The organism is Streptomyces griseofuscus (assembly GCF_014673495.1).
Classification (GTDB): domain Bacteria; phylum Actinomycetota; class Actinomycetes; order Streptomycetales; family Streptomycetaceae; genus Streptomyces; species Streptomyces murinus.
Map to the genome: position 1 here is coordinate 3,699,289 of NZ_CP051006.1, position 17,182 is coordinate 3,716,470.

Genomic DNA, 17,182 nt, shown 5'->3' on the forward strand with positions numbered 1-17,182 from the left:
GCTTGTCAGCCCTCCGAGGCGTAAGGCACGAAGTTCGCCCACGCGGCGGGGGTCAGCGCCAGCCGGGGGCCTTCTACGTTCTTGGAGTCGCGGACGTGGACCGTGCCGGGGGTGACGGCAAGCTCAACGCAGGAGTTGCCGTCGTTGCCGCCGCTGTAGCTGCTCTTGAACCACGCCAGCATGCTTGTCAGCCCTCCGAGGCGTAAGGCACGAAGTTCGCCCACGCGGCGGGGGTCAGCGCCAGCCGGGGGCCTTCTACGTTCTTGGAGTCGCGGACGTGGACCGTGCCGGGGGTGACGGCGAGTTCGACGCAGGAGTTGCCGTCGTTGCCGCCGCTGTAGCTGCTCTTGAACCACGCCAGCTCGGAGGTTCCCCCGGCAGTGGTCTTGCGGATCATGTTTCTCCCAGCAGTTGCTCGATGAAGGGCAGTGATCTCCGTGGGGAGAGCGCCTGAGCCCGGATGGTGCCATACCGCAGATCAAGGATGCGTAGGTGTTTGGGTTCGGAGGTCGGCCGCCCGTTGAACGCCCCGTCGGAGCGGCCCACAGCCGTGCCGTCCGGGAACTTCAGCATTTCGATCCGGCCATCCAGCCCGGAGTGCGTGTCGCAGTCCATCGGCATCACCTGAAGCACGACGTTGTGCAACTGCCCCACCTCCAGCAAGCGTTCGAGCTGCTGACGCCACGCCATTGTGCCCCCGATGGGGCGCCTCAGGACCCCTTCTTCCAGGACGAAGCTGAGCGCTGGAGCAGGTGAGCGTTCGAAGACCGACTGCCGGGCAAGCCGTGCGGCCACCATGCGTTCCACGTCGTCAGGCGAGTACGGCGGTTGCGCCGCCCCGATCACCGATCGTGCGTGTTCCGGCGTCTGCAACAGCCCAGGGACGATGTGGCACTCGTACAGAGCGATCTCAACCGCTTTGGCCTCCAGCTTTCCCAGGTCCCGAACCGTCTTCGGATACCGAACCTTCTTGACGTCCTCCCACGTCGCCTCAATGACCCCGTTCGCGTTCAGCACCCGGTCCGCGTCGACCAGGTACTCCCGCCGTGGAATCCGTTTCCCCGCCTCGACCTTGTAGACCAGGTCCTCGCCGTACCCCACCAGCGCCCCGAACTCCGCGGCGCGCAACCCCGCCGCCTCGCGCAGCAGCTTCAGCTGCCGGCCCACCATCGTGATCACGGCGACACCCCACTCGTCGTCCGGATCCACCTCCCAGCCCGGCTCGTCCGCCTCGCCGTCGGGCCGTACCGCCTCGCCGTCCACCGACATCCCGAACCCCTCCGTTGTCCCGCGCGCGTAACGCGTCGCACTACCCGGAGCAACGATCCCGACAGCCTGGACAGCACCGGACAACCAGCCGACAGTCACCGCACGCAACCGCTCGATCACTCCTCACGGAGGGCATTTCCGGCCACGCTGAGGGGCATGAACCAGGAAACCGTCGAGGCCACGGCCCAACCCCCCACGCCCTCACCGGATTTCAGCCTGCTGCTGTCGTCCACCCGCCGAGGGGCCCGGCTCGCCCGGTTGCTCACGGAGGCGCAGCTGCGGCGCTGGGGGCTGCCCACGGAGACCGCGAGTCATCTCGTGGCCGAGCTGGCGGCCAACGCCGTGACGCACGGCCGGGTGCCGGGGCGGGACTTCCGGCTGACGCTGAGCCTCGTCGGCGAGACGCTGCGGATCGAGGTCACGGACACCCGGGGTGAACGGCTCCCCACGCGCCAACGGCCCGCCGAGGACGCGGAGTCGGGCCGTGGCCTGCTCCTCGTGGACGCTCTGGCGGACCGCTGGGGTGTGCGGGAGGACCGGTTTCCGTGCAAGACGGTGTGGGCGGAGTGCTCGCTCGGCTGATCAGCCGGACGTGGGCTCCAGGGCCGGTGCGGAGGTGGTCTCGGGCCGGGACTTCGGGCCGCTGGTGCGGCCGCGGCCCGGGATGGCCAGGCTCGCCAGGGCCGCGAGGGCGACCACGGCGGCGCCGGTGACCAGGGCGGGGCGCAGACCGTCCACGAAGGACTGGGCGGAGGTGTAGCCGCCGTACGCGGAGAAGATCGAGGACATGACCGCGACACCGAGCGCGCCGCCGACCTCGCGGAGGGCGTTGTTCGCGCCGGAGGCGATGCCCTGCTCGTGCGGGCGGACGCTGGACATCACCAGGTTGGCGGCCGGGGCGAAGTAGAGGGCCATGCCGATGCCACTGAGTATCAGGGCGGGCAGCTGGACCTCGTAGGAGGCGTGGGCGGTGACCACGTAGGCCATGTAGCCGAGGCCGGCGGCCTGGAAGAACAGGCCGGCCGCGACGACCGGGCGGCCGCCCACCCGGTCGGAGAGGACTCCCGCTATGGGCGCGACGAGCATCGGCATACCGGTCCACGGCAGCATCCGCAGCCCCGCCTCGGTGGGCGAGTATCCGAGGACGCCCTGCATGTACTGGCTGAGCAGGAAGATCGAGCCGAACATGCCGACGAACATCAGCATGCTCGCCGCGTTGATCCCGGAGAAGGCGCGGGAGCGGAACAGCCGCATCGGCAGCATGGGGTTGGCGGCGCGGGAGCCGTAGACCACGAAGGCGAGCAGGAGCGCGCCGCCGGCCGACAGGGCGGTCAGGACCACCGGGTCCGTCCAGCCGTCGGAGGGGCCGCGGACCAGGCCGTAGACGATCCCGAAGAGGCCGCCGCTGGCGAGCAGGGTGCCGGGGACGTCCAGGCGGGCGCCGGAGCCGCGGGACTCGGCGAGGCGGAGGCGGGCGAAGGGCAGCGTGAGCAGGCCGAGCGGAACGTTCAGCCAGAAGATCCAGTGCCAGGACACATGTTCGGTGAGGCTGCCGCCGATGAGCGGCCCGGAGGCCACGGCCAGGCCGTTGACGGCACCCCAGATGCCGTACACGGTCCCCCGTTTGGCGGCGGGCACGGCCGCCGTCAGCAGGGTCAGCGTCAGCGGCATCATCACGGCCGCGCCCACGCCCTGCACCGCGCGGGCGGCGATCAGCGAGTCGATGCCGGGGGCCATCGCCGCGGCGGCGGAGGCGCCGGTGAAGATCGTGAGCCCGACGATGAACAGCCGCCTGCGGCCGAACCGGTCGCCGAGCGCGGCGCCGAACATCAGCAGGCAGGCGAAGGTGAGCGTGTACGCGCTCACGGTCCACTCCAGGTCGTCCAGCGCCCCGCCGAGGTCCTTGCGGATGGCGGGCAGGGCGGTGGTGACGACGAGGTTGTCCAGGGCCGCCATGAATCCGGCGACGCTGGTGACGAGGAGGGCCCAGACGGCGCTCCGGCGGGTCTGCCGGGCCTCGTGGGCCTGTTCGGTCTGCTGTGACATCGCTCCCCCGGGGAAATGAGTTCCCAGTCGTTTCGGGTTTGGTTAGTAATCGATGACTAACTTTTGCGGGCGCACGTTCGTTCAGAGGTGCGCCCCGCCGTGCCCGCGGGCCGCGGCTACGCGTCCGGCTCGCCCGTCTCACGTTCGAACGGGAGCGTGTCCAGCCCCTCCCACACGCGGTGTCCGCGCGGGAAGCCCATGGCCACCAGGCAGTTGATGAGCATTCCGTAGGCCATGAACTCGGTCGTGCTCTTCACGCAGGGGCCGAGCGGCAGATCGACCGCGTCCCACAGTCGCATCCAGCCGGCCCTGACGGTCTCGCCGAACTCCCGGTCGCCCTCTTCCTCGGCGGCGGCGACGGCCAGGTACATCTGCATCTGCATCATCAGCCGCGAGGGCCGCTCGACGATCGCCGTGGTGTAGGCCTCGGCCATGGCATGCAGGGCCTCTTCCCCCTCCAGGCCCTCGGTCGCCTCGACGAACATGCCGATGGTTTCCTCCACGCAGCGTTCGGCCGCCGCGAGGAAGATCGCCCGCTTGCCCGGGAAGAGCCGGAAGAGATACGGCTGCGACACGCCGACCCGCTTGGCGATGGCCTCGGTGGAGGTGCCGTAGTAGCCACCCCTGCCGAACTCCTCCATCGCCGCGCGGACGACACTCTCGCGCCGCTCTTCTGCGCTCATCCTGACCATGGCAGTAAGTTAGTACTCAATTACTACTTTGGGCAAGTAGCTCTGATGCCAAGAAGCTTCGGGTGCGCGTAAGGGGCGCCTCGCACATGGCGGACGCCCCTTACGCGCGTACGGTCGTCAGGCTGGCCGTACGGTCGTCAGGCGAGCCGTACGACCGCTCGCGACATCCCCAGCACCTTCTGGCCGGCGCTGGTCGCGGTGAGGTCCACGCGGACCGTGTTGTCGTCCAGCTTGGCCGCGACCTTGGCGCTGACCTCGATCAGGGCGCCCTGGTCGTCGTTGGGCACGACGACCGGCTTGGTGAAGCGGACGCCGTACTCCACGACCGCGCCCGGGTCGCCGAGCCAGTCGGTGACCACGCGGATCGCCTCGGCCATGGTGAACATGCCGTGCGCGATGACGTCCGGCAGGCCCACCTCCTTGGCGAACTTCTCGTTCCAGTGGATGGGGTTGAAGTCACCGGAGGCACCCGCGTAGCGCACCAGAGTGGCGCGCGTCACGGGGAAGGTCTGCGCCGGGAGTTCGGTGCCGACCTCGACATCGTCGTAGCCGATCTTCGCCGTCATCAGCTGCTCAAACCTCCTCGGCCGCGCGGGCCACGAGCTTGGTCCAGGCGGTCACGACGTGCTCGCCCGCCTCGTCGTGCACCTCACCGCGGATGTCCAGGATGTCGTTGCCCGCGAGGGACTTGATCGCCTCGATGGTGGAGGTGACCGTGAGCCGGTCGCCGGCGCGGACCGGGCGGCGGTAGGCGAACTTCTGGTCTCCGTGCACGACCCGGCTGTAGTCCAGGCCGAGCTGCGGGTCCTCGATCACCTGGCCGGCGGCGCGGAACGTGATCGAGAACACGAAGGTCGGGGGGGCGATCACATCGGAGTGCCCGAACGCCTTGGCGGCCTCGGGGTCCGTGAACACCGGGTTGGTCTCCCCCACGGCCTCGGCGAACTCGCGGATCTTCTCCCGGCCCACCTCGTAGGGCGCGGTGGGCGGGTAGGTCCGTCCCACGAAGGACTGGTCGAGCGCCATGGCCCGGCACCTCCTGATGTCTGGATGTGAGGGTCCCAAACTAGCCGGGGCCCGGAGCCGGCCGGAGGCCCGACCGTGAAAACGCCGCGAGGCCGCCCCCTCGAAAGGGGACGGCCTCGCGGACGAGCCTATTTATCGCGTTTCGCGATGCGCGGTGTGCGCATTGCAACGCGGGCAGTGCTTCTTCATCTCCAGTCGATCCGGGTTGTTACGCCGGTTCTTCTTGGTGATGTAGTTCCGCTCCTTGCACTCCACGCAGGCCAGCGTGATCTTCGGGCGGACGTCGGTGGCAGCCACGTGAGTGCTCCTAAGACGAACGGATGGGCTTATTCAACGCAAGAAAGAGTAGCCGATTGAAGGACCGACCCCACAATCGGCTACTGTCAGTAGCGGTGACCGGACTTGAACCGGTGACACAGCGATTATGAGCCGCTTGCTCTACCGACTGAGCTACACCGCTTTGATGAGATCGGAACCCGTCTTACGACGGGAACCTCTCACACCAGAGCCCCAAAACGGAATCGAACCGTTGACCTTCTCCTTACCATGGAGACGCTCTGCCGACTGAGCTATTGGGGCGAGCGATGAAGACATTACACGGTCCGCCGCCGTTCACCCAAATCCATATCCACGCTGGGCCGAGACGCCTGCCGACGGGCCCGACGGGTGCGACTTCGGGGGCCGCGCGGGGCGGCTGTGAAGGGCTTCGGCGGGGGCCGCGGAGGGCTTCGCGGAGGTCGGGGCGGGGTGGGCCGGTGGAGCCGGGCGGGGCGCCGTCGACAGGGCCGTCCGGCCGGCGTGATGTCGACTCCGGTGGGCGCGCGCCGGGATCCGGGCGAGTGCGGGGGTGCGCCGAAGCGGAACAAGCCGGCAACTCGGGCGGGCGGACCGGGCCGGGGGGATCGTCACGGAAAGTAGCCTTCGTGGGAGCTGGACGCCGTGGACGGGCGTGGACGGGCCGCACCAGTGCCGGACGGCGGAGCGCATCCGGCGGGTTGGGCAGGGCCACGTCGGTACGGCCGCTCAGGCCGCGCTCGGAGGCCGATGGGAACCGGGGACGCGCCGGAGCGCACCGAGGGGCGGGAGGGCCGCACGGCCGCGGCCGCGGGCTTCCGGGGGGCCACGGGCGTCTCCGGGTGGCCCGCGCGAAACATGTCGCCACGTCAGGCGGGCGAGCGACCGCGCCTGTACGGCCGCGCGACCCAGGTCGGTTGACGCCGCGAGCGGGCACGGCCGCGCGGCGCGCGTCGATGGGTCGGGTGTGCGCGCTGGCGCATTCGCGTCGCACTCGCCGGTCGGCGGGCGGGCCGCGCCACAGCGGCGCCGGGAGACGCCCGGGAGGCCGAAGGCCCCCTGTAGGCCGCGCCTGGACCACGCCGGTACGACTATTTCGCTCCTGCGCGACCTGTGCCGTTCGTCACCCTAGGCTCGACACGCCCTGTGTGATCTTGAGGCACCCTGAGCCCCGGTCGCCGGTCACACCGCGTCACGAGCCCCCTCATGCCCTCCCCGAACTCCCCGAACCCCCCGAACCACTCAGCCCCCGAACTCCTCCGACTCCGACTCCGAACTCCCCCGACCTTGGAGCGCGATGCCCGACAGCCAGCCGCAGCCGCACCTGCCGTCGAACTCGTCGAATCCGTCGGGCGGTCTACTGCTGTGCGGGGCGCGGCTGACCGACGGCCGGTCCGTGGACGTACGGCTGGGCGGCGGGCGGATCGAGGCCGTGGGCACCGCGGGCAGCCTGGCGCAGGGGCCGGCCCGCGCGGGCGCCCAGCGGGTGGACCTCACCGGCTATCTGCTGCTGCCCGCCCCGGCCGAGCCGCACGCGCACGGCGACACCGCCCTGTCCGCCGAGCGGCCCGGCCCGGCCTCCTGCGACCCCGAGGACGTCCAGCGCCGGGCCACGGAGGCGACGCTGCTCCAGCTGGGGCACGGGGCGACCGCCGTACGGGCGCATGTGCGCGTGGGCGACGTACAGGGCCTCGGCGCGCTGAACGCCGTACTCCAGGCCCGGCGGGCGCTGCGCGGGCTCGCGGAGCTGACCGCGGTGGCGATGCCCCGGCTGCTGACGGGGGTGGCCGGGGCGGACGGGCTGGCGATGCTGCGGGACGCGGCGAAGATGGGCGCCGCGGCGGTGGGCGGCTGCCCGGACCTGGACCCGGATCCCACGGGGTACGTGGAGGCGGTCCTGGAGGTGGCCGCCGAGCACGGCCTGCCGGTGGACCTGCACACGGACGCCGCCGACCCGGCCCGGCTGTCCCGGCTCGCGGCGATGGCGGGTGGTCTGCGCCCCGGCGTGACGATCGGCCCGTGCGCCGGTCTCACGCGCCTGCCCGCCGAGGCCGCATCCCGCGCCGCGGACCAGCTCGCGGCGGCCGGGGTGACGGTCGTATGCCTGCCCCAGGGCGGCTGCGGCGGCACCGACCGGCGGGGCACGGCTCCGGTACGGCTGCTGCGCGCGGCCGGGGTGCGGACGGCGGCCGGCAGCGGCGCGTTGCGGGACGTGTCGAACCCGGTGGGCCGCGGGGACCCCCTGGAGGCGGCCTATCTGCTCGCCTCCGCCCACGGGCTGCGCCCCGAGGACGCCTACGACGCCGTGAGCGCGACGGCCCGCGCCACGCTGGGCCTGCCCCGGGTCCGGGTGGAGGCGGGGTTCCCGGCCGAGCTCCTGGCCGTGCGCGGCGACCATCTGCCGGGCGCGCTCTCCCTGGCGTACAGCCGGATCGTGATCCATCGCGCCCGGGTGGTGGCCCGTACGAGCGCGGTCCGGGAGTACTGCAACTCGGCGGCGGTCTCGGAACCGGGGCTGCCGCGGCAGGGGCGGGGCGAGGTGTCGTAGCACCGCCCGGGGCGTACGGTCTGAAGCATGCGCATTGTTATCGCTGGTGGTCACGGTCAGATCGCGCTGCGGCTGGAACGGCTGCTCGCCGCGCGTGGGTACGAGGTCGCGGGGATCATCCGCAAGCCGGAACAGAGCGACGACCTGCGGTCGGCCGGGGCCGAGCCGGTGGTGCTCGATCTGGAGTCCGCCTCGGTGGAGGACGTCACGGAGCTGCTGCGGGGCGCGGACGCGGCGGTGTTCGCGGCGGGCGCGGGTCCGGGCAGCGGTACGGACCGCAAGGAGACGGTCGACAAGGGCGCGGCGGTGCTGTTCGCGGATGCGGCGGTGCGCGCGGGCGTACGCCGGTTCGTGGTGGTGTCCTCAATGGGCGCCGACCCCGCGCACCAGGGCGACGAGGTGTTTGACGTCTATCTGCGCGCCAAGGGCGAGGCCGACGCGTACGTCACCCGTCAGAAGGACCTGGACTGGACGATCCTGCGGCCCGGATCGCTGACCAACGACGCCGGCACCGGCCTGGTCCGCCTGGAGGCGCACACCGGGCGCGGCACGATCCCGCGCGACGACGTGGCCGCCGTACTCGCGGAGCTGGTGGACACCTCGGCGACGGCCGGCCTGACGCTGGAACTGACGAGCGGTTCGACGCCGGTGTCGGTCGCGGTGAAGTCGGTGGCCGGGAACTGACCCCCGGGCGGCGGGAGTTGAGGACGCCTCAGAACAGCGGCAGCTGACCGGGGAACTCGGGTACGACGTATCCGTCCAACGTGGGCTGCGCGGCGCCGAGTTGAGCTTGCCGTCGCGATCCCTCGCAGGAGACGAGCCGTACGTCCTCCCGCGCTCCGGGCGGATCGTGCCGCGCGAAGCGGCCCGCCACGACGGCGATCTCGCGGTGGCACACGGGGCAGGTTCTGCGGCGGGAGGACATACCGCCAGTGTGCCTGCTCAGGTGTGCCGACGGTCGCGCCCGCTTCAGGTGCATGGCACCCGCTTCAGACGCGGGGCACCGCAGCAGCTGCGCGGCACCGCGTCAGCCGGGTGGCGCCGCTTCAGCCGGGTGGCCTCAGGTGCGCGACTGCGCCTCCCAGCACTCGGGGCCGACGCCGCGCCAGTCGATCAGTGGCGAGTCCGCGACCTGCTCCGGCTCGATCTCCAGGCCGGCCCGCCGCAGGAACTCCACGAGGTCCCGCACATTGTGCGCGAGCCCCAGGATCTCCCCGTCCACCCGGACCCGCCGCCCACCGCTCGGCGAGGGCAACTGGACGACGATGGGTCGCTTCCCGGCCATACCTCCAGCATCGTCCGGACCGGGGACGGTCGCACCCGCACCGGGTTCCGGTTCCGGATCGGACTCTGGATCGGGTTCCGCCGATCGGTATTCGCTCACCCGTTCGATTCTAGTCCCCCTCCCGGGCAGGAACGGCGGGGTCCCGTGGCCGTATGAGCGGGGATGCCGAGAAGTGCTGCCGGCGGCGTGCAACCCGTCGGGCGTGTTCGGGAGTACCTACGGGCGGACGTCCAAGCGGCCGCCGCTCCTGGTGGCCGCCGTAGGTCGACGCGCGGGCCCAGCGCGGTGGCCGTCGAGGACCGCCCGGCACGGCGCCGGGCGGCAGCTTTGAAGGAGAAATGCTCCGTGGCTCTCAGTTCTGCGAGGAAGGCGGCCATGGCGGCCGTCGCGGTCGCCGCGCTCGGCGGGGTCTCGTTCTTCGGCGCGTCCGCGAGCGAGGCGGCCCCGGGCCCGGCCGGCCATGCCTCGTCCACGCCCGCCCCCGCACCCGCCTCCGCCGTCGCCGAGCGGTCCGTTCCGGCGCATCGGCAGGCGCCGCAGGTGGTCACGCGGGTGATCGGCAAGGGACGGGTGGACGGGCACCGTTGGTCGGTGGCACTGGAGTTCCACCGGACCCTGCCCAAGGGCTACGCCCTGCCCACCCTGCCCGACGGCGCGTCGGCGCCCGGTACGTCCCTGTTGTGCCAGCGCATGTACATCGGCGGTGTCCGCATCGACCACCAGGGCGGCCCCTGGTCCGACTGCCAACCCGTCACCGGCACCAACGACCCCGCCCCCGCAGGCGAGATGGGCCTGTGGGGCCTCCACGACAAGGGGCTGGACGGCACCCGCCTCATGGTCGCCAACCCCGAACCCGACGTCGCCTACGGCCTCATCACCCTCACCAACGGCCACCAGATCAAAGCCACGACGGTCACGGTCCCCGGCACCACCTACCGCGCCTGGGCCGCACCCATCCCCGACGGACAGACCATCGCCGCCGTCGACCAGTACGACGACCACCATCACCGGCTCACCCACGACACCAACTGGCACTGACCGCACAGGCGACTCAGGGGGCCGGGGCCGGTCGGGGGGCGCCGGCTCCCGGCGTCCCAAAATCGTTCGGTTGGGATCCGACAACGAGAAACCCCCTCTGATCAGGTAATCAACCTGATCAGAGGGGGTTTCCCTACTGTGGCGGCGCCAGGATTCGAACCTGGGAAGGCTGAGCCGGCAGATTTACAGTCTGCTCCCTTTGGCCGCTCGGGCACACCGCCAAGTTTGCTGCCAATCGAACCCGCTTGCGGCGGTGTTCCCCGGCAACGACGTAAACAATACCTGATCCACGGGGGTGCTTCGCCACCCGGTTGATCTCCAGCCCTCGGGTCCCGGGGTGGCTAGGCTGGTGCGGATGCGGCCCGGCAGAACGCCGGGCCCGGCGGCCGCCGCCGCGCACGCCGGCACGCACCGACACACACCCCGATACAAGGAGCCACAGGACATGGCCGACTCCAGTTTCGACATCGTCTCGAAGGTCGAGCGGCAGGAGGTCGACAACGCCCTCAACCAGGCCGCCAAGGAGATCTCCCAGCGCTACGACTTCAAGGGCGTCGGCGCCTCGATCGCGTGGTCCGGGGAGAAGATCCTCATGGAGGCGAACTCCGAGGAGCGGGTGAAGGCCGTCCTCGACGTCTTCCAGTCCAAGCTGATCAAGCGGGGCATCTCGCTGAAGGCACTGGACGCGGGCGAGCCCCAGCTGTCCGGCAAGGAGTACAAGATCTTCGCCTCCATCGAGGAGGGCATCTCCCAGGAGAACGCCAAGAAGGTGGCGAAGATCATCCGCGATGAGGGCCCCAAGGGCATCAAGGCCCAGGTCCAGGGCGACGAGCTGCGCGTCAGCTCCAAGAGCCGCGACGACCTCCAGGCCGTGATCGCCCTCCTGAAGGGCAAGGACTTCGACTTCGCGCTCCAGTTCGTGAACTACCGGTAGGAACCGGGAGCGGAACGGAGAGAAGGGTGGGGCCTCTGCGGGCGCCCACCCTTCCGTGCTGTCGGGGCAGTGCTCAGCTGCGGCGGGAGTTGCCGAAGACCAGCCGGTAGGCGATCAGCAGCACCAGTGAACCGCCGATGGCCGCGACCCAGGTGGCACCGTCGAAGAAGTGCTTGCTGACCGGGTGGTCGAGCCAACGCGACGAGATCCAGCCACCGACGAACGCGCCCAGGATGCCGATGACGGTCGTACCCAGGAGGCCGCCGGGGTCGCGCCCCGGCAGCAGGAACTTGGCTATGGCTCCGGCCAGCAGCCCCAGAATGATCCAAGCGATGATGCCCATAGCGCCAACCCTGCCCTTTCGCGCCCGGTGCGCCCAGCCTCGTTCGTGAGATCTTGGTGAGGATGAGTGGTCCGCCGGGCGCACGTTCGTGCCGTCTTGGTGAACAGGACGCCGGCAAACCTCCCCCTGGTTGCCGCCGCCGGGTCGGGGGTTCGTCCCGGGCCGTTCCCGATCTCGCCACAGAGCGCCCCGGTACTGCTCGAAAAGTGTGACCGGCTGATACTTGTGCCAGCAGGGAAGCCCGGCGCAGTGACCTGAGAGGTGCCGATCATGAAGGTGTTCAACCTGCTGCTCAACATCCTGTGGCTGCTGTTCTGCGGCATCTGGCTGTCGATCGGCTATCTGATCGCCGCGCTGATCTGCTTCATCCTGATCATCACGATCCCGTTCGGCATCGCCTCGCTGCGCATCGCCGGGTTCGTGCTGTGGCCGTTCGGCCGGACCGCCGTGGAGCGGCCGGGCGCCGGTACCGGATCGGTCGTCGGCAACGTCATCTGGGTGATCTTCGCGGGCTGGTGGCTGGCCCTGGAGCATCTGATCACCAGCATCCCGCTGTTCCTGTCGATCATCGGGATCCCGTTCGGCTGGGCCAATCTGAAGCTCATCCCGATCTCGCTGATGCCGCTGGGCCGCGAGATCGTCCGTACGGACCAGGGGTTCGGCGGCCGCTGATCGATGTGCGGGGGCGCCGTACCTCCGGAATCATCGCTACAGGGGCGATGACGACGGGGGCACAGACGCCTGTCCAGGCCTGGGGGAAGCGCACATCCGGCATCCGTACGGAGTTCTCAGATGCCCAGGAACCACATCGGCCCGTCCACTGCCGCCGCACCCTCGGCCACCCGGCAGGGGGCCGGCCGTACGGGGGTGAGCGCAGCGGACTGCGGGCTGCTGCTGCTCCGGCTGACCTTCGGGCTGTTTCTCGCGGGCCACGGGTCCCAGAAGCTCTTCGGGCTGTTCGGCGGGCAGGGGCTCGCGGCCACCGGCAAGGGGTTCGAGTCGCTCGGCTACCGCCCCGGCAAGCTCTTCGCCGCGATCGGCGGCCTCTCCGAGCTGCTCGGCGGTCTCGGCCTCGCCGCCGGGCTGCTCGTACCGCTCGCGGCCGCCGCGATCGTGGGCGTGATGATCAACGCCATGGTCACCGTGAGCGCCGCCCATGGGGTGTGGGTGGACAAGGGCGGGGTGGAGTACAACATCTGCATCGTCGTCGTCGCCCTCGCCGTCGCGGCCATCGGGCCCGGCCGGCTCGCCCTGGACCGCTTCTTCCGGTGGGGGGAGGGCGGCTGGCCTCAGGCCGCCTTCGCCCTGGTGCTCGGGGGCTTGGGGGCGGCGCTCGCGCTGGCCCTGTGAGGGGCGCGGTGCGTAACCCCTGCCAGCAGCCGGATGAAGCAGCCGGATGAAGGCCGTACCACCGGCTTCACAGCCTGCGGCCCGCCATGCCCTCCAGGCGCTGGATCCGCTCCGCCATCGGCGGGTGCGTGGAGAACATCTTCGACAGCCCCTGGCCCGGGCGGAACGGGTTCGCGATCATCATGTGGCTCGCGGTCTCGATCCGCGGCTCGGGCGGCAGCGGCAGCTGCTGGGTGCCGATCTCCAGCTTGCGCAGGGCGCTCGCGAGGGCCAGCGGGTCGCCGGTGAGCTGGGCGCCCGAGGCATCCGCCTCGTACTCCCGGGAGCGGCTGATGGCCAGCTGGATCAGCGTGGCGGCGAGCGGGCCCAGGATCATGATCAGGAGCATGCCGAGCAGGCCGGGGCCCTCGTCGTCGTCCGAACGACCGATCGGGATCAGCCAGGCGAAGTTCACCAGGAACATGATCACCGAGGCGAGCGCGCCGGCCACCGAGGAGATGAGGATGTCCCGGTTGTAGACATGGCTCAGTTCGTGCCCGATGACGCCGCGCAGCTCGCGCTCGTCCAGCAGGCGCATGATGCCCTCGGTGCAGCACACGGCCGCATTGCGCGGATTGCGGCCCGTGGCGAAGGCGTTCGGGGCCTCGGTCGGGGAGATGTAGAGCCGGGGCATGGGCTGGCGGGCCTGTGTGGAGAGTTCGCGGACCATGCGGTACAGCGCCGGGGCCTCGAACTCGCTCACCGGGCGGGCCCGCATCGCGCGCAGGGCGAGCTTGTCGCTGTTCCAGTACGCGTACGCGTTCGTGCCGAGGGCGATCAGGACTGCCACGATCAGCCCGGTGCGGCCGAAGAAGCCGCCGATGATGATGATGAGCGCCGACAGTCCCCCGAGGAGTACTGCGGTCCTGAGCCCGTTGTGCCGGCGGTGCACCGTACGCCCTCCAAGTGGTACTGCGGGGAACCCTTCGGTCCAGTCCTTCGGTCCAGTGGACCCTTCCGCTCTGGTCAACGCCAGGCGGCGGTCACAAGTTCCCAGGTGGGCGGGGGCGGGCGCGGCGGCTGTACGAGTGAAGGGGGTCCGGCCGTACGGGCGAAAGGGGTTCCGCGGGTGCTCGCGGGGGCCCGCCGGTCCTCCTCAGAAGAGCCCGGTGGACGCGAACCGCAGCACCAGTTGAGGTGCCCCGGACAGGGCGACGCCCGCCACCCCGGCGAGGGCGATCGCGGCCGTCAGCGGGGCCGGGATCCGGTGCCGGACGGTCTCGCCCTCCGGGGCGCGGAACAGCAGGGCCGTCCACCGGAGGTAGTAGAAGAGGGCGATCACCACGTTGACGGCCATGACGACCGCGAGCCAGCCAAGACCCGCGCCGACGGCCGCCGAGAACACGGTGACCTTGGCGAACAGGCCGATGATCCCCGGCGGCAGGCCCGCCAGGCAGAGCAAGAAGAAGGCCATCAGGAGGGCCGTCACCGGGTTGGTGGCGTACAGGCCCCGGTAGTCGGAGATCCGGTTCCCGGCGCGGCCGCGGCCCACCACGGCGGCGACCGCGAACGCGCCGAGGTTCACGGCGGCGTACATGAGGGCGTAGGCGACGGTCGAACCGATCGCCTTCTGCGCGTCCTTGGCGTACCCGGCCGCCGCGATCGGTACGAGGAGATAGCCGGCCTGGCCGACGGAGGACCAGGCGAGCAGTCGTACGGCGCTGCGGGCGCGGGTGGCCTGCTGGCGCAGCGCGCCGACATTGCCGACGGTCATGGTGAGGGCGGCCAGGACGGCGAGCGCGGGCCCCCAGACGTCGGCGTACGACGGGAACGCCACCACGGTGACGAGGATGAGGCCGGAGAAACCGACCGCCTTGCCGACGACCGACAGGTAGGCGGCGACGGGCAGCGGCGCGCCCACATAGGTGTCGGGCACCCAGAAGTGGAAGGGCACGGCGGCCGTCTTGAAGGCGAAGCCGATCAGGGTGAGGACGACGCCCGTCTGGGCCAGGGTGTGCAGCTGGCCGGGGGTGTCCGGAAGCCGTTGCGCCACCTGGGTGAGGTAGAGGGTTCCGGTGGAGGCGTAGACGAAGCTGACGCCCATCAGGCTGACCGCGGTGGCGGTGACCGAGGACAGGAAGAACTTCAGCGCGGCCTCGGCGGACCGCCGGTCGCCGTGCCGGATGCCGACGAGGGCGAAGGCGGGCAGGGAGGCGACCTCCAGGGCCACGATCAGGGTGGCCAGGTCGCGGGCGGCGGGCAGCAGGGCGGCGCCGGCCGTGGCGGAGAGCAGCAGGAACCAGAACTCGCCGGACGGGACGCGCAGCCGGTCGTCGTCCAGGGTGGTGATCGACAGCAGGGCCGCGAGCAGGGCGCCGCCGAGGACCAGGAGCTGGATGACGAGGGTGAAGTGGTCGGCGGTGTAACTGCACGCGCGCGGGGCGCCGATGAGGGATCCGGGGCCCGCGCCGGTGCCGGTTCCGTTGCCGGTCAGGCAGAAGGTGGCGCGGTCGCCGTCCAGGAGCGGCAGCAGCATCAGCGCGGCGGCGGCGAGCCCGGCGACCGAGATCCAGCCGAGGACGTTCTTGCGGGACTCGGGCAGGAAGAGGTCGGCGACGAGCACGCCGAGCGCCACGACGGCGGCGATCAGGGGCGGGGCGACGGCGAGCCAGTCGACGGACTGGACCAGCGACGCGGCGGACGCGGCCAGGGGGTGTCCGAGCTGCTGGGCGAGGGGGTGGGCCGACGACGCGACGGAGGCGGCGGCTTCGGCGAGCGGCTGGGCGAGGGGCTGGGCGCTCATCGGGTGCCTCCTGCGAGCAGCTGGTGCACGGCCGGGTCGGTCAGGCCGAGCAGGGCCCGCGGCCAGAGTCCGGCGACGACGGTCAGGGCGACGAGCGGGGTCCAGGCGGCGAACTCATAGCCCTGGACGTCGGCGAGCTTCGGGACCTCGCGCTCGGCACCGCCCATGCAGACCCGGCGGACCACGATCAGCATGTACGCGGCCGTCAGCAGGGTGCCGAACGCGCCGATCGCCATGAAGGTGAGGAAGGCGGGGCGGCTGAGGTCCACCGCGGGTTTGAACGCGCCGAACAAAGAGAGCATCTCGCCCCAGAACCCGGCGAGTCCGGGCAGCCCGAGGGAGGCCACGGCACCGAAGGCGAGCAGTCCGCCGAGGCGAGGCGCCTTGCCGTACAGAGCGAGTCCGGTCTCCTCGGCCAGGGTGTCGAGGTCGGTGCTGCCGGTGCGGTCCTTGAGGGCGCCGACCAGGAAGAACAGCAGGCCGGTGATGAGGCCGTGGGCGATGTTGGCGAACAGGGCGCCGTTCACTCCGGTCGGGGTCATGGTGGCGATGCCGAGGAGGACGAAGCCCATGTGCCCGACGGAGGAATAGGCGATCAGCCGCTTGAGGTCGCCCTTCGCGCCCCGCCTGGCCAGCGCCAGACAGGCCAGGGAGCCGTAGATGATCCCGACCACGGCGAAGGCGGCGAGGTACGGCGCGAAGGTGCGGAAGCCGTGCGGCGCGACCGGCAGCAGGATCCGGACGAACCCGTACGTACCCATCTTCAGCAGGACACCGGCCAGCAGCACCGAGCCGGTGGTCGGCGCGGAGGTGTGGGCGTCGGGCAGCCAGCTGTGCAGCGGCCACATCGGGGTCTTGACCGCGAGCCCGAGACCGATCGCCAGAACGGCGATGACCTGCACGGACGCGCTCAGGGACCGGCCGTTGTCAGTGGCGAGTGCCACCATGTCGAAGGTGCCCGCCTTGATTCCGATCAGGAGCAGGCCGAGCAGCATGACGACGGAGCCGAGCAGCGTGAACAGGATGAACTTCCACGCGGCCCGGGTCCGCCCCTCGCCGCCCCAGCGGGCGATGAGGAAGTACATCGGGATCAGCACGGTCTCGAACGCGAGGAAGAACAGCAGCAGATCGAGCACGGCGAAGGTCGCGAGCGTGCCGGTCTCCAGCAGGAGCAGCAGGGCGACGAACGCCTTCGGGGACGGGCCCGTGGGCGGCTTGAAGTAGGAGTACAGCGCGCACAGGAAGGTCAGCAGCGCGGTCAGTACGACGAGGGGGAGCGAGATGCCGTCGATGCCGAGGTGGATCCGCACATCGAGCGCGGGGATCCAGCTGATGTCGGTCGTGGCCTGCATCCTCGACGGATGGTGGTGGTCGAAGCCGAGCGCGAGCAGGATCGCGGCGGCGAGGATCACCCCGGTCACGGTGACGCCGTGGCGCAGCACGGACTGCTCGGGCGACTTCCCCTTCAGTCCGGGCGGGGCCGGCAGGAGGGCGGCGACGGCGCCGATGAGCGGGCCGACGACGATCAATGCGAGAAGGACCCGCATCACGGACTCGTTGATATCGATCACGCCT

Annotated in this window: 21 protein-coding genes and 3 tRNA genes; 7 read left to right on the forward strand and 17 right to left on the reverse strand. The window is 70.9% G+C overall.

The window, feature by feature from the left end:
• Positions 1–5: 5 nt before the first annotated feature.
• From HEP81_RS16345 to HEP81_RS16355, 3 genes are read right to left on the reverse strand one after another with little or no spacing between them, the layout of a single operon-like run.
• The gene (locus HEP81_RS16345; RefSeq protein ID WP_190275999.1) at positions 6–182 is read right to left on the reverse strand and encodes a DUF397 domain-containing protein; all 177 of its coding nucleotides are present in this window, start codon (positions 180–182) and stop codon (positions 6–8) included.
• Positions 183–187: 5 nt separating this feature from the next.
• On the reverse strand, positions 188–397 hold the full coding sequence (locus HEP81_RS16350; RefSeq protein ID WP_037663355.1) for a DUF397 domain-containing protein: 210 nt from the start codon (positions 395–397) through the stop codon (positions 188–190).
• Entirely contained in the window at positions 394–1,269 is an 876-nt protein-coding gene (locus HEP81_RS16355) for a helix-turn-helix domain-containing protein (RefSeq protein WP_037663375.1), read from the reverse strand. The genes HEP81_RS16350 and HEP81_RS16355 overlap by 4 nt, the downstream gene beginning before the upstream one ends.
• 156 nt (positions 1,270–1,425) lie before the next feature.
• Between HEP81_RS16355 and HEP81_RS16360 the strand changes: the two genes are divergently transcribed.
• Positions 1,426–1,851 carry an ATP-binding protein gene (locus HEP81_RS16360; RefSeq protein WP_037663351.1) on the forward strand — a complete coding sequence of 142 codons (426 nt, stop codon included), beginning with the start codon at positions 1,426–1,428 and terminating at the stop codon, positions 1,849–1,851.
• Here HEP81_RS16360 and HEP81_RS16365 read toward each other — a convergent pair whose 3' ends face one another.
• The 7 genes from HEP81_RS16365 to HEP81_RS16395 all read right to left on the reverse strand — a co-directional run bounded on the left by HEP81_RS16365 (position 1,852) and on the right by HEP81_RS16395 (position 5,612).
• The gene (locus tag HEP81_RS16365) at positions 1,852–3,315 is read right to left on the reverse strand and encodes an MFS transporter (RefSeq protein WP_037663350.1); all 1,464 of its coding nucleotides are present in this window, start codon (positions 3,313–3,315) and stop codon (positions 1,852–1,854) included. It abuts the gene before it with no gap.
• Between the two features lie 116 nt (positions 3,316–3,431).
• Complete coding sequence (locus tag HEP81_RS16370) at positions 3,432–4,007, reverse strand: TetR/AcrR family transcriptional regulator (RefSeq protein WP_172636884.1); 576 nt, start codon at positions 4,005–4,007, stop codon at positions 3,432–3,434.
• 137 nt (positions 4,008–4,144) lie between these two features.
• A complete protein-coding gene (locus HEP81_RS16375; RefSeq protein ID WP_037663347.1) occupies positions 4,145–4,573 on the reverse strand; it encodes a MaoC family dehydratase in 429 nt (142 codons plus the stop codon).
• A gap of 7 nt (positions 4,574–4,580) precedes the next feature.
• The gene (locus HEP81_RS16380) at positions 4,581–5,033 is read right to left on the reverse strand and encodes a MaoC family dehydratase N-terminal domain-containing protein (RefSeq protein ID WP_037663344.1); all 453 of its coding nucleotides are present in this window, start codon (positions 5,031–5,033) and stop codon (positions 4,581–4,583) included.
• Between the two features lie 132 nt (positions 5,034–5,165).
• Complete coding sequence (rpmG, locus tag HEP81_RS16385; RefSeq protein ID WP_003948671.1) at positions 5,166–5,330, reverse strand: 50S ribosomal protein L33; 165 nt, start codon at positions 5,328–5,330, stop codon at positions 5,166–5,168.
• A 90-nt stretch (positions 5,331–5,420) separates the two neighbouring features.
• Positions 5,421–5,493 (reverse strand) — tRNA-Met (locus HEP81_RS16390).
• Positions 5,494–5,539: 46 nt separating this feature from the next.
• Positions 5,540–5,612: transfer RNA gene (locus tag HEP81_RS16395), tRNA-Thr, on the reverse strand.
• A gap of 1,012 nt (positions 5,613–6,624) precedes the next feature.
• Here HEP81_RS16395 and HEP81_RS16400 point away from each other — a divergent pair.
• Positions 6,625–7,875, forward strand: coding sequence for an amidohydrolase family protein (locus tag HEP81_RS16400; protein ID WP_037663342.1), 1,251 nt, complete (start codon positions 6,625–6,627; stop codon positions 7,873–7,875).
• 27 nt (positions 7,876–7,902) lie between these two features.
• Positions 7,903–8,559 carry an SDR family oxidoreductase gene (locus HEP81_RS16405; protein ID WP_037663341.1) on the forward strand — a complete coding sequence of 219 codons (657 nt, stop codon included), beginning with the start codon at positions 7,903–7,905 and terminating at the stop codon, positions 8,557–8,559.
• A gap of 28 nt (positions 8,560–8,587) precedes the next feature.
• On the opposite strand, the gene HEP81_RS16410 is transcribed toward HEP81_RS16405, so the two are convergent.
• Both HEP81_RS16410 and HEP81_RS16415 read right to left on the reverse strand, forming a co-directional pair.
• Complete coding sequence (locus HEP81_RS16410; protein WP_037663339.1) at positions 8,588–8,800, reverse strand: hypothetical protein; 213 nt, start codon at positions 8,798–8,800, stop codon at positions 8,588–8,590.
• A 135-nt stretch (positions 8,801–8,935) separates the two neighbouring features.
• Entirely contained in the window at positions 8,936–9,160 is a 225-nt protein-coding gene (locus HEP81_RS16415; RefSeq protein ID WP_037663336.1) for a hypothetical protein, read from the reverse strand.
• A 345-nt stretch (positions 9,161–9,505) separates the two neighbouring features.
• Between HEP81_RS16415 and HEP81_RS16420 the strand changes: the two genes are divergently transcribed.
• Positions 9,506–10,198 carry a hypothetical protein gene (locus HEP81_RS16420; RefSeq protein WP_157854660.1) on the forward strand — a complete coding sequence of 231 codons (693 nt, stop codon included), beginning with the start codon at positions 9,506–9,508 and terminating at the stop codon, positions 10,196–10,198.
• A gap of 139 nt (positions 10,199–10,337) precedes the next feature.
• Here HEP81_RS16420 and HEP81_RS16425 read toward each other — a convergent pair.
• Positions 10,338–10,419 (reverse strand) — tRNA-Tyr (locus HEP81_RS16425).
• A gap of 224 nt (positions 10,420–10,643) precedes the next feature.
• Here HEP81_RS16425 and HEP81_RS16430 point away from each other — a divergent pair.
• Positions 10,644–11,132, forward strand: coding sequence for a YajQ family cyclic di-GMP-binding protein (locus HEP81_RS16430; protein WP_037663331.1), 489 nt, complete (start codon positions 10,644–10,646; stop codon positions 11,130–11,132).
• A gap of 73 nt (positions 11,133–11,205) precedes the next feature.
• Here the strand turns inward: HEP81_RS16430 and HEP81_RS16435 are convergent, their stop codons facing one another.
• Positions 11,206–11,475 carry a GlsB/YeaQ/YmgE family stress response membrane protein gene (locus HEP81_RS16435; RefSeq protein WP_037663330.1) on the reverse strand — a complete coding sequence of 90 codons (270 nt, stop codon included), beginning with the start codon at positions 11,473–11,475 and terminating at the stop codon, positions 11,206–11,208.
• A 270-nt stretch (positions 11,476–11,745) separates the two neighbouring features.
• Between HEP81_RS16435 and HEP81_RS16440 the strand changes: the two genes are divergently transcribed.
• Positions 11,746–12,147 carry a YccF domain-containing protein gene (locus tag HEP81_RS16440; protein WP_037663327.1) on the forward strand — a complete coding sequence of 134 codons (402 nt, stop codon included), beginning with the start codon at positions 11,746–11,748 and terminating at the stop codon, positions 12,145–12,147.
• Positions 12,148–12,267: 120 nt separating this feature from the next.
• Positions 12,268–12,825, forward strand: a complete 558-nt coding sequence (locus tag HEP81_RS16445; protein ID WP_078967751.1) for a DoxX family protein — start codon at positions 12,268–12,270, stop codon at positions 12,823–12,825.
• Between the two features lie 67 nt (positions 12,826–12,892).
• Here HEP81_RS16445 and htpX read toward each other — a convergent pair whose 3' ends face one another.
• The 3 genes from htpX to HEP81_RS16460 form a co-directional block, all read right to left on the reverse strand.
• A complete protein-coding gene (htpX, locus tag HEP81_RS16450; protein WP_037663326.1) occupies positions 12,893–13,756 on the reverse strand; it encodes a zinc metalloprotease HtpX in 864 nt (287 codons plus the stop codon).
• Between the two features lie 204 nt (positions 13,757–13,960).
• Positions 13,961–15,607, reverse strand: a complete 1,647-nt coding sequence (locus HEP81_RS16455; protein WP_078967750.1) for an NADH-quinone oxidoreductase subunit N — start codon at positions 15,605–15,607, stop codon at positions 13,961–13,963.
• Complete coding sequence (locus HEP81_RS16460; protein ID WP_037663324.1) at positions 15,604–17,178, reverse strand: NADH-quinone oxidoreductase subunit M; 1,575 nt, start codon at positions 17,176–17,178, stop codon at positions 15,604–15,606. Before HEP81_RS16460 ends, HEP81_RS16455 begins: the two co-directional genes overlap by 4 nt.
• Positions 17,179–17,182: the final 4 nt, after the last annotated feature.

Bases quoted from the DNA above. Each gene is read 5' to 3' on its own strand.
- HEP81_RS16345 (WP_190275999.1), bottom strand. From the start codon at position 182: ATGCTGGCGTGGTTCAAGAGCAGCTACAGCGGCGGCAACGACGGCAAC.
- HEP81_RS16365 (WP_037663350.1), bottom strand. From the start codon at position 3,315: ATGTCACAGCAGACCGAACAGGCCCACGAGGCCCGGCAGACCCGCCGG.
- HEP81_RS16350 (WP_037663355.1), bottom strand. From the start codon at position 397: ATGATCCGCAAGACCACTGCCGGGGGAACCTCCGAGCTGGCGTGGTTC.
- HEP81_RS16370 (WP_172636884.1), bottom strand. From the start codon at position 4,007: ATGGTCAGGATGAGCGCAGAAGAGCGGCGCGAGAGTGTCGTCCGCGCG.
- HEP81_RS16435 (WP_037663330.1), bottom strand. From the start codon at position 11,475: ATGGGCATCATCGCTTGGATCATTCTGGGGCTGCTGGCCGGAGCCATA.
- HEP81_RS16405 (WP_037663341.1), top strand. From the start codon at position 7,903: ATGCGCATTGTTATCGCTGGTGGTCACGGTCAGATCGCGCTGCGGCTG.
- HEP81_RS16430 (WP_037663331.1), top strand. From the start codon at position 10,644: ATGGCCGACTCCAGTTTCGACATCGTCTCGAAGGTCGAGCGGCAGGAG.
- HEP81_RS16445 (WP_078967751.1), top strand. From the start codon at position 12,268: ATGCCCAGGAACCACATCGGCCCGTCCACTGCCGCCGCACCCTCGGCC.
- HEP81_RS16355 (WP_037663375.1), bottom strand. From the start codon at position 1,269: ATGTCGGTGGACGGCGAGGCGGTACGGCCCGACGGCGAGGCGGACGAG.
- HEP81_RS16440 (WP_037663327.1), top strand. From the start codon at position 11,746: ATGAAGGTGTTCAACCTGCTGCTCAACATCCTGTGGCTGCTGTTCTGC.
- HEP81_RS16410 (WP_037663339.1), bottom strand. From the start codon at position 8,800: ATGTCCTCCCGCCGCAGAACCTGCCCCGTGTGCCACCGCGAGATCGCC.
- HEP81_RS16360 (WP_037663351.1), top strand. From the start codon at position 1,426: ATGAACCAGGAAACCGTCGAGGCCACGGCCCAACCCCCCACGCCCTCA.
- HEP81_RS16380 (WP_037663344.1), bottom strand. From the start codon at position 5,033: ATGGCGCTCGACCAGTCCTTCGTGGGACGGACCTACCCGCCCACCGCG.
- HEP81_RS16415 (WP_037663336.1), bottom strand. From the start codon at position 9,160: ATGGCCGGGAAGCGACCCATCGTCGTCCAGTTGCCCTCGCCGAGCGGT.
- HEP81_RS16375 (WP_037663347.1), bottom strand. From the start codon at position 4,573: ATGACGGCGAAGATCGGCTACGACGATGTCGAGGTCGGCACCGAACTC.
- HEP81_RS16400 (WP_037663342.1), top strand. From the start codon at position 6,625: ATGCCCGACAGCCAGCCGCAGCCGCACCTGCCGTCGAACTCGTCGAAT.
- HEP81_RS16455 (WP_078967750.1), bottom strand. From the start codon at position 15,607: ATGAGCGCCCAGCCCCTCGCCCAGCCGCTCGCCGAAGCCGCCGCCTCC.